The following is a 13,831-nucleotide window of genomic DNA, read 5'->3' as shown; positions in this document are numbered from 1 at the left end:
ATCTCCATTGCATGATGGGGATTGAATATTTCATTTTCATCATGATTTTGAAAGCCTCTTGCTGGGTGTCCTGCCTAGCATTCCACCATTCGCAATCTCGAGGGAGTTCCCCATGTGTGGCATCGTCGGCGCCGTCAGCCAAAAGGACATCGTCCCCATCCTCATCGAAGGTTTGAAGCGGCTGGAATACCGGGGCTACGACTCCTGCGGGGTGGCTGTGCATCAGGATGGTCAGTTGCGCCGTGCGCGCAGCACCTCCCGGGTGGCGGAACTGCAGGCGCTGGCCGCCCAGGACGGTGTGGCGGCGGGCACCGGCATTGCGCACACCCGCTGGGCGACCCATGGTGCACCCGCCGTGCACAACGCGCACCCGCACTTCTCCTACGGCCCCGGCGTGGATGCGCCGCAAGGCGCGGGTCGGGTGGCTCTGGTGCACAACGGCATCATCGAGAACCATGACGAATTGCGTGCCGAGCTGAAGGCCCGTGGCTATGTGTTCCTAAGCCAGACCGACACTGAAGTCATTGCGCACCTGGTGGACCTGCTCTACCAGGGCGACCTGCTGGAAGCCGTGCAGCAGGCCGTGGGCCGCTTGAAGGGGGCTTACGCGATTGCTGTGTTCCATCGTGACGAGCCGCACCGGGTGATTGGTGCCCGTGAGGGGTCGCCGCTGGTGCTGGGGGTGGGGCGTGACGAGCATGCGGGTGCCTTCTTCCTGGCCTCCGACGCCATGGCACTGGCCGGCGTGACCGACCAGATCGTTTATTTGGAAGAGGGTGATGTGGTGGACCTGCAATTGGGCCGCTACTGGATCACCGCACGGGCGGAAGCCGCCGGCCGTTTCCAGAATGTGGAGCGGGAAGTGCGTACGGTGCATGCGCACAGCGGCGCGGCCGAATTGGGGCCGTATCGCCACTACATGCAAAAGGAAATCTTCGAACAGCCGGTGGCGATTGCCAATACGCTGGATGCGGTGACCGGCATTACGCCGGAGCTGTTTGGTGACGGTGCGTACCGGGTGTTCAAGGACATCGACAACGTGCTGATTCTGGCTTGCGGCACCAGCTATTACGCGGGCTCGACGGCCAAGTACTGGCTGGAGAGCATTGCGAAGATCCCCACCAGTGTGGAGATTGCCAGCGAATACCGCTACCGAGACAGCGTGCCGAACCCGCGCACGCTGGTGGTGACCATCAGCCAGAGCGGCGAAACGGCGGACACCTTGGCCGCGTTGAAGCACGCACGCTCACTGGGCATGCTGCACACGCTGACGGTGTGCAATGTGGCGACAAGCGCAATGGTGCGCGAATGCGCGCTGTCATTCATTACGCGTGCGGGTGCTGAGATTGGTGTGGCCTCCACCAAGGCATTCACGACGCAATTGGTGGGCTTGTTCCTGCTGACGCTGGCATTGGCGCAAACGCGAGGGCATTTGACGGAAGAGCAGGAAGCGGAACATCTGAAGGCCTTGCGGCATTTGCCGGTGGCCGTGCAGGCGGTGCTGGCACTGGAGCCGCAAGTGATTGCCTGGAGCGAGGAATTCGCGCGCAAGGAAAACGCATTGTTCCTGGGGCGTGGCCTGCACTATCCGATTGCACTGGAAGGGGCCTTGAAGCTGAAGGAGATCAGCTACATCCACGCGGAAGCCTATCCGGCCGGTGAGTTGAAGCACGGGCCGCTGGCGCTGGTGACGGCGCAGATGCCGGTGGTGACGGTGGCGCCCAACGACACGCTGCTGGAGAAGCTGAAGAGCAACATGCAGGAAGTGCGTGCGCGCGGCGGGGAACTGTTTGTGTTTGCGGACGGCGATACGCGGATTGAGAGTGAGGCCGGGCTGCATGTGATCCGGATGCCGGAGCACTACGGGGCATTGAGCCCGATTCTGCATGTGGTGCCGCTGCAGTTGCTGGCCTATCACACGGCGTGTGCGCGGGGCACGGATGTGGATAAGCCGAGGAATTTGGCGAAGAGTGTGACGGTGGAGTGAACAAAAAAGGCGCCCTGACTGGAGCAAATAAGGTTCGTCGAGAAAAAATAAGGTTCGTCGAGTCTTGTGGGCCCTTGGTGGGTGAACGCTGCCGATGCTCTCTTATGGTGCTGGGCTTTGGAGCACGCTATGCCAATGAAAACTCAGCCAACTTGTCTCCAAACAGATGGCGGCTATAGGCTGAAAGCGGAAGTTCACCAACGCCTGCTTTGCGGCCGTTCCGTGCGCGACTCCCTGGCCCATTCACAATGCTCGGCTAAGCGAGCTCCCCAATTAGGCGCTGGCCCACCCTCCGGAGAGGGTGACTACGGGTTGTTTGCCCCTCGGTTGGAATGGCAGGATTGGTTGCTAGCGTGCCCCCCGTGCAGCGGGGAACGTCTTATTAGACGTGTCCAGCGCGGCTGAGCAACCCGTGTAGAGGAAGCCTGACGGGATCACAGTTCTGGCCGACGATGTATCGGCTGTTTTCCCCTCCACCGTGGTGGAGAGGGACAGGGAGGAAGACGATGTCAAAGATGTTGACGCTGCACGTGCTGGGTGCAGATTACGGTGATTGCCTGTGGATCGAGTATGGCGACCCGGCCAAGCTGAGCCGCATCTTGGTGGATGCTGGTACGCCGGGCACGCTAAAGCGGCTCAAGCCTTTACTCGAGGCCGTCAGATCAGACGTTCCCAGCCACGAGCTCCTGGTAGTCACGCACGTCGATGAAGACCATATCGGCGGCAGCCTGAGGCTGATCGGAGACCCGGAGCTGGCTGCGCAGTTCGAACACGTCTGGTTCAACGGGCGCAGGCATCTCCTTGAGGCGACGGAGGAAGAGGATTTCGGTCCCGTGCAGGGCGAGAAGCTCACTACCGCCATCAAGAAGAGCGGCATCCCGTGGAACGAGCACTTCGACAACGGCCCCGTCGCTCGCGCCGTCAATGGTTCCGCGATGCAGGTGGAGTTGTATGGCGGCGCAACCTTGACGTTGCTGACCCCATCACGGGCGAAGCTATCGGAGATGCTCGGCGCCTGGGACAAGGCGATCAAGGAGGCCGGCCTGGATCCGAATGCTCCTGCAGAGCCTGTGCAGATCGCGGATGGCGAGGAGGCGCTCGGACCGATCAACATGAAGAACCTGGCTGATTCGGACAGCAAGGACGACAAGGCCCCCGCCAATGGCAGCTCGATCGGTCTGCTGTTCGAGTACGAGAAATGGAGCATCCTGCTGGGAGCCGATGCCCATCCAGACGACCTGCTGGCGGGGATCCGCGAATATTGCGGTGACGAGCCTCTGAAGGTTGACGTCTTCAAGCTGCCACACCACGGCAGCAAGGCCAATGTCACCTCTGAGCTGCTGAAGGTAGTGGATGCCAAGAAGATCGTTTTCTCGACCAACGGAAAGCGCTTCAATCACCCGGATCGAGAGGCCGTGGCGAGGGTGATCCGCAGGTACAAGGACAACGAAGGCACCGAGCTGATCTTCAACTACGACACCACCATCAACGGAATCTGGCGGGACAAAGGCCTGCAGAGAGATTGGAAGTACACGGCGATCTATGGCATCAACGAAGCGGGCTACAGCATCGTTCTGAAAGAGGATCAAGTCTGAAATGACGACCGCCTACATCAACGACCAACTTGGCAAACCAGGCACCCACGTTCTCATCGTCGGGATTGAAACGTACCCCTACTTGGCGGACGGTGCTAAAGCCCAGGCCGACACGTTTGGAATGGGCCAGCTCACCTCGCCTGCCATGTCGGCGCAGGCGATGTGTTCGTGGTTCCTGGGCCCGTTGATCGATCCCGGGCGGGGTGGCTTTCACAACGCGACGTCGCCGCTGGCCTCTGTGGAGGTTCTTATCGGCACAAAGAAGAAGGAGTCCGTTGAAACACCGGCGGGCGACGTGAAGGTTGACGGCGCGAAGCGCTCACAGGTGAAGTCCGCCTTCAATGCCTGGAAGCAACGCCTTGTCGACGACCCTGGCAGCACGGGCATCTTCTACTTTTGCGGCCATGGCATCAGCGACGGCTCGCAATACGCGCTCTGCCAGGACATCCTTTCCGACCCTGACACAGCGTATGAAATGGCCTTTGACGTCGATGGCACCTTGTTCTCGCTGGGTAAGGTGGCCAAGGATTCACACATCCACTTTTGGTTCGACGCGTGCCGCGCTGCTGATGCGAACCTGATGTTTCGCAAGATTCGCCCGCATCCCTTGCTGGACGTTTCGGCAATGGATCAGGGCGTGGCCCAATCTACCTCTCTCCTTCAAGCCACTGGCGAGGGCAAGCTGGCTTTTGCGAAAAAGGGGTTCCCGGCGCGCTTCACGCAGGCCATCCTGCACAGCCTCTCTGGCTACGCAGCCAGGAGCATGCCGCGCAACAAATGGGAAGCCAGTTCCACGGAGCTCTACACGGCCGTGACGGCTTTTTTGAAGCTGGACAACAAGTTTTCGTCGAACAAGCAATACTGCGGCCACGAAAGTTGGGGAGAGGGTGCGGCAATCATCGAGCTGACCGCTCCTCCAAAGGTTCGACTGGTGCTGGACTTGAAACCGGACAACATGCGGCCCCACGGTCAGATTTCGTACAAGCCGAGTGATGCCCCAGACCCCAAGACCCTGCACCAGTGCAGTGCGGGGTTTCTCAGCGCCGACGTGAGCTTTGGGTCGTATGACCTTGGTGCCGAAGCCTACGCGGGGCAGTTCGTCGATCAGTTGATGCCGAAGGAAGCAGTCATGCCTCCTCTCTACGACTACACCTTCAAGGTTGGTCCATGAAGACGCTAAAAATTCACCTGCGCATGGCCTCGATTGACGAGGCATTCCGCGCTGACGAGCCCAAGTCGAAGCGCTCAATCCCACTCCCGTATAAGGTGCTGGGCAACCAAGGACAGCTTCTGGCCGAAGGGGTGGCGGATAGCGCCAAGGCTGCGAGCGTGAAGCTCTCGAACGCAGCTGACGCGCAGCACGTCTTCGTGCGCGTCGTCTTCCCAGGTGGGAAGGCTGTCGTCAAGCAGATCGACATGAAAGCGCCGGGCAAGGCGGAGGTCGACATCAGCGACGAAAGCCTGCCCGGTGACAGTTGGGCGAAATGGGCGGTGACAAGATCTGCGCTGAACCACGCGAGTCCCGAACCTCTCGCCAAGCTCGGCAACGTGTGGTTGCGGCTGTGGGGCAACTCGAACGAGGAAGGCTGGCAGCCTGTCGCGGACCTGCCCAGTTCCAACACCCGCACAAACGAATTCGCCAAGCAGGTCGACCTAGACGCTGCCTTCCCCAAGCAATCGCGATTGCTGCAGTTCGGGGGGGCCAAGCTGCCAGCGACGTTTGTCTCCTTGCCGCCGACCCGTTGCCGCCTGTACTTCACGACCAACCCGGATCCAGACAGCACGAGCCTACCTGTCAAGGTGGTCCTCACCAGCTTCCGTCCGGAGGCGGAAACCCTGTTGGAGTTTCTCGCACGGGACGCGTTGCGGGCTGCCGACTCCGTCAGCAAGTTCGATAAGGTGGCGACTGAACTGTTGCATGACAAGGTTCAAGACCCCATCGGCGCCGTCATTGGCGCCTATTTCCTGCTGCGCATGGGTCGCTGGAAGGAGACCAATCTCAGGTGGTTCGACAATCTCTACGACTGGTTCCCCTGGAGCAGCGACGCGGCTCTGATCCGTTGCGCGGTGACGGCTCGCAGTGGCATCTCCGGGCCTGAGCAGTTCGAGGTGTTCTTCACCCAGCTTCAGGAAGCATTGGTCCGGGGGTATCCGCTGTTTGAAGAAGGCCACCGTGTCCTGAAGGAGATGCTGTTCGTCCTCCAAGGGGCACTCAACTCCAGGCAGCGATTCGCTGATTCGAACAACCCGGTCTACCAGATGGTGCTCGATTGGTGCTGGGATTTGGCGTCCGCACGCGTGCGGATCGGCTCGAGCTTCGCCTTCACCGGCACCCTCCCGGGCACACCTTCCTCGCAGCGACACAAAGGCCCGCCAGTCCGTATCGAACAGAAGAAGGCGATCTCAGTCGCCGCCGCGCCCGTCAAGCGCGCCAACCCGAAGTTCGCGAATGCGCATCAAGGCGCCGACGCGTTCAGCGCCAGCTCGATGCGTCGAAGCAGCGCGGCGTCAGCCGGCGATACCGTCGTCGCCAAGAGGGCGCGGGGCATGCGCGCCCTAGGGCTCACGTACCTCAAAGACCTGTGACGGACGGGGGACTGGCACCGGAAATCGCCGCGGCGCACCGTTCAGTGCTGCATCACTTCGGCGAAATGGTGCAGCATGCTGACAATTTTTGCGCAACGGCAGCGTTCGTATGTGCAACAATCCATGGAAACAAAGCAACAGCTGGTGCCATGGACAATTTTTCGGTCGTTTACGCCGTATGCCGCGCGGCCCTCGCCGGAGATCGCAAGGATGGGCGTCATCAAGTAGATCGCCTGAAAGCTGCCCTCAAACGCAAAGGCGCCACAGACGACGTGGCCATGCTTGATCGGTTGGTGAAAGAGTTGGACTCCCCGGGGCTTCGCGGGCGAAGTGGCTTCGAGCCCAGCCGGGCCTCCTCAGCCCACATCGCTTTTCCGGGCGAACCCCTCGTCTCCGACAAGCATGTTCCTGTCGACAAGGATTCGGGCGCCCCGTTGGCCGAGGTCATTGGACTAGACAGGCTTCCCGCCAAGCCGCCGACATTGCCTTTGCACGTGCTCGGCGCAGTTCAGTCCGTCCTGAACGAGTGGACGCACGCCGAGATGCTCGATCGGATGGGCCTCTCGCCAGCGAAGACCTGTCTGATCTTCGGACCGCCAGGAACAGGCAAGACGCAGCTGGCCCTGTGGCTCTCGTCACAGCTTGGCCTACCTGTGATCCTTGCCAAACTCGACGGCTTGATGTCTTCCTACCTTGGAACGACCTCACGGAACATTGCCAACCTGTTCGCGTTCGCCAACCGCCATCGCGCGCTGCTCCTGCTCGACGAGTTCGACTCGATCGCCAAGCTGCGTGACGATCCGAACGAGATGGGGGAGCTCAAGCGGGTCGTGAACACGCTTCTTCAGGAACTTGATCGGCGCAGGACGCTGGGGCTGACCGTTTCCATCACCAACCATGCCAGCCTGCTTGACCCGGCCGTCTGGCGTCGATTTGAGCTGCAGCTCGAACTGCCCGTCCCCGACGTCATTCAGCGTGGGCTGATCCTTGAGCGCTACCTACCGCCACTGGAGATGTCGGCAGGACAAATGCAGTTGCTCACCTGGATGCTCGTCGGCTGCTCTGGCTCGGAGATCGAAGACATCGCACTCGCGTTGAAGAAGAGCTCCGTTCTGGAACCGGACACCCTGTTCCTAGAACGCCTTCAGCGCATAGCGGCGTCGCACAGCGATCGGCTGCACCCTGATATTCGATCGGCGCTGTCCAGCGATAAGGAAGCGCTGGCCGATCTGTTGCTGAAGGAGTTTGGGGGCTCCCAGTCGCGAGTTGCCGATGCGCTAGGGGTCAACCGCAGCACCGTCAGCCGGTGGATAAAAGATGAAAGCCAGCCCAAGGAGGAGATAGATGGTCGCCCGCAGGGAAGTTCAGCTCGTCACAAACCCTCAGCGTCTAAAGCAGCCACGCGTCGTTAACGCTGGCGGGAACCAGAAAGACTTTTTCAAGGGTCGTGATGCCGAGTTCATCAAGCATCGCGACCAGATGTCCTCTGAGCTAAAGGCGATTAGCGAGCAACTCCAACAGGAGAACGCGCCATTCAAGGGCGAGGGCTTCGTCGAGGTTCGCCTGACGCAGGATGCGTGGGCCAAGAGCCATCGACCGGTCGACAGGCTTTTCAAGCCGGAGCTGGCCACGCTGGTAGGAGGCAACGAGATCGCCGATCTCGTGTTCCGAGTCAGCTCGATGAACCTTCGCAAGATCGCCGACACGGTGGCGACGGCCAAGCCGGATGTGAAGGAAAAGAAGAACCCTGAAACCGGCAAGATCCGGATCATCGTTCCCGAACTCAAATCCGAGACCGGCGCGATCGAAGCCGTCGTGCTTTGGGGGGCGGATCAGCGAGACGCCCCCTCCGTAGACGAGGCCATCACACACCTGAAGAGCCGCGACCTTGCCGCCTACTACCGTGTCGAGCTGTTCGCCGACCTCGGGCTCAGTGATGGCGTCGTCGATGGCGAGGACAGCAGTGATGTCCTGGTTTCAGACTTCTGGCGCAGGCTCAAGCGGCTGGCACAGCGCTTTGCCATCGTGGTCACGTATGACGTCGATGGCGATGGCCTTGCAATGGGCGTCGCGCTGCTGCGCGGCGAGCCTAAGTTGATGTTTGGACCCGAGCGGAACTTCGTGGGCGCGAACAACCAGCTCGTGTCTCAGGCGAACTTCACCCCTGACGCTCACCACGCGCTACTGAGCTTCCTCACCGGCCATCCGCTCGTGAGGTCCGTCGGTCTTCCGGCTCCTGTCGAGCAGCCAGACGACTTCACCGCCTCGCGCAGCGACTCGGTACCCGCCTCGGTGAGCAAATCCTCCGTGAGGGCGCTGATTCGCCGACGCCTGCCGGGCATGCCTCCCGATCAGGTCCACCCTCGGATCTGCCTGGTCGACGGAGGGATCAGCAGCGAGTTCAACAAGTGGGTAATCCACCGGGAGAACGTCGTCGCGGTGCGGGACGAGGATCACGGGACCAACATCGCCTCGCTTCTGGTCGCGGGCAAGGAGCTTAACGAGCCCCTCGCCGCCCATCTGGAGGACGATGGCTGTGAGCTGATCGACTTCGCGATGAATGCGCCACGCCGCACGTCGGCAGCGACCTTCTCGACCGGTGTCACCGGCTTTCTGGACCAGCTCGACCGCCTGATCCGCGATGTCAAGGCTGAGGTGCCCTTTCGCGTCGTCAACCTCAGCCTGAACGTTAAGAGGCCGGTGAAGGACGCCAAGATCTCTGAGTCGGCCAAGCGGCTCGACGAGATCGCACAGAAGCACGATGTGATCTTCGTCATCTCTGCAGGGAATGCAGAGGACCAGGACATGCGGCAGGAGTGGCCCAACTCTATCACCGCCGCACTGAACACACTCATCGGGTTCAGCGACCAGTTGTTCGAGCCGGCTGACACGATGAACAACGTGTCCGTCGGAGCATTGAATCCTCCGGGCCTGCCAAGGATCGTGGACAAGGCGCCTGCGAGGTATAGCCGGCGAGGCACCTCCAGGCGTACGGTCAAGCCCGACTTGTGCCAATTCGGAGGGGCACATCGTGGCGACGGCGAGCCGACGGGCCTGTTGGTCACAGATGCGAACAAGGAATACCGGTATGTCTGCGGCACGAGCTATGCCGCGCCGCTGGTCGCCAAGACGCTGGCCAAGCTTGACTTGGAAACAGGCTGCCGTGCGCCTCGCGAGGTGCTGCTCGCGCTCCTCTACCACTCGGCCCAGCTGCACGCCCCGCTTGATCACAAGGATCTCAAGTCGGCCGCCAAGCAACTGGTGGGATACGGGTTGCCAGGCACTGCCGTTGAGATCCTGAGCAACTCGCCCAGCTCATTCACGTTCGTCTTCTTTGACCGCCTCAAGGTCAATGAAGAGTTCAAGCACGATTTCGAATGGCCGCAATCTCTGTCAAATGCCGCGGGCGAATGCACAGGGGTCGTGCGCGCCACCATGGTCTCTACACCTCCGACCTCGCATCGCTTCGGCGCTGAGGCCGCGCGGATGAATCTTGACCTGTACGTCCGGCAGCACAACGGCAAGAAGACCAAGAAGGGTGACATGTCGTTCGAGGGGCGCGTGGATCCTGTCCACGCACAGGCCGCGCCGAAGGGGAAATCCCGTGAAGCGAGCCTGATGAACGAATCCCTGAAGTGGAGCCCGATCAAGGTTTACCAAGGCGTTCTCGAAAATGAGGGCGTGTCAAGGAATTGGCGCTTCGGCGTGGAGTACCTCGAGCGTGACAAGACCTTTGCCAACATGCCGGTAGAGGGTGTGCCGGTCGCGGTTGTCGTGACGATCAGCGACCCGACAGGTGCTGCTCCCGTCGCCGACGAGATGCGGCTGGCGCTGGGACGCACGGGCATTGAGCTGCGTGACATTCGGGCGGCGCTGCGTGGTCGGATTCAGAGCTGATCCAAGCGGCCACCACACACCGCAAGTCATAGATAGCTGTGGGCGGCGCTCAATGGCGGCGCAAGAACCCTGAAGCTGGACGACCAGTTGCAGGAGTCGAATTCAGGCTGGCGCAGGGCGGCAGCCGCTGCGGACCTGCCCGCCGTTACCGCAATGACAGCACCAGGCTGATCTGAGTCGTTCGCGGTCCAAGGCCTCAGAAGGTCTGCTCAGAATGCCAACCGCTGTGCTCCGCGATGGCGGGTGTGGAAGTGAGGCGGCTCGCACATGGGCGAGTCGATTCTTGCGGTACTGAGCGCAACGTAGCTGGCAATACGGCGTTGGCGCGCGTTGCAGGGACACTCATGCCAGCCTCCGGCCCACCGATCGCGTGCGTCCTAAATGCGGTCAGCCAGAATCAGCGGTGAACGATCGACCCACAATAGGTTGAAAGATGACCCCCTCGCGCCTTTACATCATCGGCAATGGCTTCGACCTGTACCACGGGATCCCCTCTGCGTACCGACAATTCAAGGCTTACGCCCAGGTCAGGCATCCTTCTTTGGTCAGAGAAGTTGAACGGTTGTTGGGTGAGCGTCCAGCCATTCCATCTTGAACGGCGTCGATTCACCCGTGACGATGGTGCCCACCAATACGAACAGGTGGGCACCTATGCAACCCAGATCCCAGAGGCGCGTGCACGGCGCCGAGTTCAAGGCGCAGGTTCTGGCCGAGTGCCAGCAGCCTGGAGATTCCGTGGCGGCCATCGCGCTGGCGCACGGTCTCAACGTCAACCTGCTGCGCAAGTGGCTTGTAGGTCACGGCATCAAGCGCACCGGGTTGGCTGCGCCCCGGACGGTGACCCGCAAGCCGCGGGCCGCTGTCGTGCAGGCGGCTGCGCCGCTGCAGTTCATCCCCCTTGAGGTGGCGCCTGTGGCTGCGGCTGGCGCGGCGCCCGCCGAGGCTGCAGCGGCCAGCCTCCCGGACATCCATATCGAACTCCGCCGTGGGGCGACGCAGCTTTGCGTGCGCTGGCCGTCAGTCCAGGCTGCAGCGTGCGCCGCCTTGCTGCGCGAGTTGGCGGCCGTGGCCCTCAAGGAATGATCGGCACATGATCAGGATCGACGCTCTGTGGCTGTGCAGCCAGCCCCAGGACATGCGCGCCGGCGCCGACCGGTTGCTGACGGCCGTCGTCAACACACTCGGCGAGGCCCGCGCCCACCAGGGCTACCTGTTCGCCAATGCGCGCGCCAACCGCATCAAGCTGCTCGTGCATGACGGTTTCGGCGTGTGGTGTGCCACGCGTCGGCTGCATGCCGGCCGCTTCGTCTGGCATGCCGGCGAGTCAGGCTCGGCGGCCCCAGCCCTGCAGCTCAGCGCCGAGCAGTTCGAGGCCCTGACCCTTGGGCTGCCCTGGCAGCGGCTGGGCGAGTTGGCCACGATCCGCCGCGCCTGAGCATCACGGGTGACCCGCTCGGCGGTTGACAGCGCAATCGCCAATGGCCGACCGCTGTGCGATGCGGCACCATGCTGCGCATGTCCAGCGAAGCTGCCTGCACCATTGATCTGACGAGCCTCCCGGCCGAGGTGGCGGCATTGATCGAGCGGCTGCAGCGGCAGGCCAAGGCCGACGCGCAGGAACTGGCCCGCCGTGGCGGTGAGCTCACCTTGGCGCAAGCCAAGATCGACAAGCTCAACTTCGAGCTGGCCCGGTTGCGCCGCTGGCAGTTCGACGCCAAGGCCGAGACCATGACTGCCGCCCAGCGCCTGCTGTTCGCCGACGCCTTGGCCGAAGACGAGGCGAGCCTGCGTGCGAAGTTGGCCGAGCTGCAGCGCGGCCTGCCCGAGGCGCCCAGGGCGCCCAAGGCACCGCCGCGCAAGCCGCGTCGCCAGGCGCTGCCCGCACATCTGGAGCGCGTGGAGCACCGCCACGAGCCCGAGGACACCCACTGCCCCAACACCAACTGCCGCCAGCCCATGCAGCGCATCGGCCAGGACGTGAGCGAGAAGCTGGACATCATCCCGGCCAAGTTCTTCGTGCACCGGCACATCTACGGCAAGTGGGCCTGCCGATGCTGCCAGCAATTGCACCAGGAGCCCGCCGAGCCCGACGTCATCGACGGCGGGATCCCGGCGGCCGGGCTGGTGGCGCACACGCTGATCAGCCGCTTCGTCGACCATCTGCCGTATTACCGCCAGGAGCCGATCAACGCGCGCTCGGGTGTGCACACGCCGCGCTCCACGCTGGCCAGCTGGGGTGGCGCGGGCGGTGCGAGCCTAGAGCCGCTGTATGAGCTGCACCGGGCCTTCATCCTGGCCTGCCGAGTGCTGCATACCGACGAGACGCCGGTGCCGCTGCTGGACCCGGGCGCCGGCAAGACGAAGAAGGCCTACGTCTGGGCCTGGGCGCGCAGCCATCACGACCCGCACCCGGGCGTGATCTACGAGTTCTGCCTGGGTCGAGGATCGCAGTACCCGCTGGCCTTCCTCGGCGGTCACGGACCACCGGGACGAGAGCCCGCCTGGCAGGGCACGCTCATCACGGACCAGTACGGGGGCTACAACGCCGTGCTGGACGCCAAGCGCTACCCGCAGCGCAAGTCGGCGGCCTGTGCCGCGCATGCCCGTCGTCGCTTCGAGGAGCTCAGCCGGGGCGGCAGAGCTGGCCACAGCGCCAGCGCCGTCGCGACCGAGGCCATGCAGCGCTGGGCTCGGATCTACCGCTGCGAAGCGGCCTTCAGTGAGATGAGCCACGAGGAACGCCGCCAGGCCCGCCAGGCGGTGAGCCGGCCGTTGTGGGAGGAGCTCAAGGTGTGGCTGAAGCTGCAGCGCACGCAGGTGCTGGACGGCAGCAAGATCGCCGAGGCGATCGACTACAGCCTCAACGCTTGGGACTCGCTGACGCTGCACCTGGACGACGGGGCCGTGGTCATCGACAACAACCTCATCGAGCGGCAGATCAAGCCCTGGAAACTCGGGGCGAAGAACTGGCTGTTCGCCGGCAGCGCGTTGGCGGGCCAGCGCGCGGCCGTGGTGATGAGTCTGGTGCAGTCGGCCAAGCTCAACGGTCTGGATCCGTGGGCCTACCTGCGCGACGTGCTGGCGCGCATCCACACGCACCCGAACCACCTCCTGGAAGAACTGCTGCCGCACCGCTGGCGGCCCGCGTGACGATGGGAAGGATCACGGCCCCTGTGATCGCGCAGGCCCACGTCGGTGTCCAGCGGATGAGCCTGGCGCAGAAGGTGGCGCTGACCGACGAGATCTTCAAGGAGCAGCCCACCTTGCTGGCCTCGATCCTGGTGTTGCCACGCATGGGCGTGGCCATGGAGCAGTTGGATGTGGCGATACACGTACTGCTGGTCACGTTCCAGGCGATGAAGCGCAGCGACCATAAGTGGCCCGTCGTCACGGAGGCGATCCAGGAAGGATGCCTGCAGCGCCTGACGGCCCGTATGCGCTTCAACGAGGGGCTGCCGCCCGCGTTGGTTGCCCAGATCGTGCAGCAGTTCTGTGACGAGCATTCCGAGCGCTTCCTGCTTGCGTTCGTCTACGGCTATCTCGGCGACCACGACCTCTGGGCTGTGCGTACCGAGGCTGAGAAGTACCTGGTGCTTGCCACGCTCAACCTCGTGGAGTGCATCGCCTTCGTCGGATCGACCGCTGCGGCGAGATAGCCCCGCCTTCGGGCCTAGTCAAGGTTGCGTCTCCAGACGCTCACAGTCCGCACGCATCGCCTTCGAAGAGCTTTTGCTTGCGTTGGCAGCAGCCGGCTTCGAACTTGGTT

11 protein-coding genes are annotated in these 13,831 nt (G+C 62.7%); all 11 read left to right on the top strand.

What is annotated here, in order from left to right; genetic code table 11:
- The first annotated feature begins 112 nt into the window (after positions 1-112).
- The 11 genes from glmS (at position 113) to OU995_RS01930 (ending at position 13,721) form a co-directional block, all read left to right on the top strand.
- Positions 113-1,987, top strand: a complete 1,875-nt coding sequence (glmS, locus tag OU995_RS01975; protein WP_267833669.1) for a glutamine--fructose-6-phosphate transaminase (isomerizing) — start codon at positions 113-115, stop codon at positions 1,985-1,987.
- Positions 1,988-2,502: 515 nt separating this feature from the next.
- Positions 2,503-3,582: a ComEC/Rec2 family competence protein gene (locus OU995_RS01970; protein ID WP_267833668.1), complete on the top strand. Its 1,080-nt coding sequence runs from the start codon at positions 2,503-2,505 to the stop codon at positions 3,580-3,582.
- A gap of 1 nt (position 3,583) precedes the next feature.
- Positions 3,584-4,753 (top strand): caspase family protein, encoded by a 1,170-nt coding sequence (locus tag OU995_RS01965; protein WP_267833667.1) that lies wholly within the window; start codon positions 3,584-3,586, stop codon positions 4,751-4,753.
- A complete protein-coding gene (locus tag OU995_RS01960; protein ID WP_267833666.1) occupies positions 4,750-6,168 on the top strand; it encodes a hypothetical protein in 1,419 nt (472 codons plus the stop codon). Before OU995_RS01965 ends, OU995_RS01960 begins: the two co-directional genes overlap by 4 nt.
- 149 nt (positions 6,169-6,317) lie before the next feature.
- Positions 6,318-7,580, top strand: coding sequence for an AAA family ATPase (locus OU995_RS01955; protein WP_267833665.1), 1,263 nt, complete (start codon positions 6,318-6,320; stop codon positions 7,578-7,580).
- Positions 7,513-10,065: a S8 family peptidase gene (locus OU995_RS01950; RefSeq protein ID WP_267833664.1), complete on the top strand. Its 2,553-nt coding sequence runs from the start codon at positions 7,513-7,515 to the stop codon at positions 10,063-10,065. Before OU995_RS01955 ends, OU995_RS01950 begins: the two co-directional genes overlap by 68 nt.
- Positions 10,066-10,498: 433 nt before the next feature.
- The gene (locus OU995_RS27530; RefSeq protein WP_420714795.1) at positions 10,499-10,660 is read left to right on the top strand and encodes an AbiH family protein; all 162 of its coding nucleotides are present in this window, start codon (positions 10,499-10,501) and stop codon (positions 10,658-10,660) included.
- 56 nt (positions 10,661-10,716) lie between these two features.
- Positions 10,717-11,148: an IS66-like element accessory protein TnpA gene (gene tnpA / locus OU995_RS01945; protein ID WP_267833663.1), complete on the top strand. Its 432-nt coding sequence runs from the start codon at positions 10,717-10,719 to the stop codon at positions 11,146-11,148.
- 7 nt (positions 11,149-11,155) lie between these two features.
- Positions 11,156-11,500, top strand: coding sequence for an IS66 family insertion sequence element accessory protein TnpB (gene tnpB / locus OU995_RS01940; protein WP_267833662.1), 345 nt, complete (start codon positions 11,156-11,158; stop codon positions 11,498-11,500).
- 80 nt (positions 11,501-11,580) lie between these two features.
- Positions 11,581-13,215, top strand: coding sequence for an IS66 family transposase (gene tnpC / locus OU995_RS01935; RefSeq protein ID WP_267833661.1), 1,635 nt, complete (start codon positions 11,581-11,583; stop codon positions 13,213-13,215).
- Positions 13,216-13,238: 23 nt separating this feature from the next.
- Positions 13,239-13,721: a hypothetical protein gene (locus OU995_RS01930; RefSeq protein ID WP_267833660.1), complete on the top strand. Its 483-nt coding sequence runs from the start codon at positions 13,239-13,241 to the stop codon at positions 13,719-13,721.
- Positions 13,722-13,831: the final 110 nt, after the last annotated feature.

Origin of the sequence: Roseateles sp. SL47, assembly GCF_026625885.1 — a bacterium.
Taxonomy (GTDB): domain Bacteria; phylum Pseudomonadota; class Gammaproteobacteria; order Burkholderiales; family Burkholderiaceae_C; genus Roseateles.
Note: the sequence above shows the minus strand (reverse complement) of the source record. Positions and strands in the feature narration are given on the sequence as shown.

Bases quoted from the DNA above. Each gene is read 5' to 3' on its own strand.
- tnpC (WP_267833661.1), top strand. From the start codon at position 11,581: ATGTCCAGCGAAGCTGCCTGCACCATTGATCTGACGAGCCTCCCGGCC.
- tnpA (WP_267833663.1), top strand. From the start codon at position 10,717: ATGCAACCCAGATCCCAGAGGCGCGTGCACGGCGCCGAGTTCAAGGCG.
- tnpB (WP_267833662.1), top strand. From the start codon at position 11,156: ATGATCAGGATCGACGCTCTGTGGCTGTGCAGCCAGCCCCAGGACATG.
- OU995_RS01965 (WP_267833667.1), top strand. From the start codon at position 3,584: ATGACGACCGCCTACATCAACGACCAACTTGGCAAACCAGGCACCCAC.
- OU995_RS01950 (WP_267833664.1), top strand. From the start codon at position 7,513: ATGGTCGCCCGCAGGGAAGTTCAGCTCGTCACAAACCCTCAGCGTCTA.
- OU995_RS01970 (WP_267833668.1), top strand. From the start codon at position 2,503: ATGTTGACGCTGCACGTGCTGGGTGCAGATTACGGTGATTGCCTGTGG.
- glmS (WP_267833669.1), top strand. From the start codon at position 113: ATGTGTGGCATCGTCGGCGCCGTCAGCCAAAAGGACATCGTCCCCATC.
- OU995_RS01960 (WP_267833666.1), top strand. From the start codon at position 4,750: ATGAAGACGCTAAAAATTCACCTGCGCATGGCCTCGATTGACGAGGCA.
- OU995_RS27530 (WP_420714795.1), top strand. From the start codon at position 10,499: ATGACCCCCTCGCGCCTTTACATCATCGGCAATGGCTTCGACCTGTAC.
- OU995_RS01955 (WP_267833665.1), top strand. From the start codon at position 6,318: ATGGACAATTTTTCGGTCGTTTACGCCGTATGCCGCGCGGCCCTCGCC.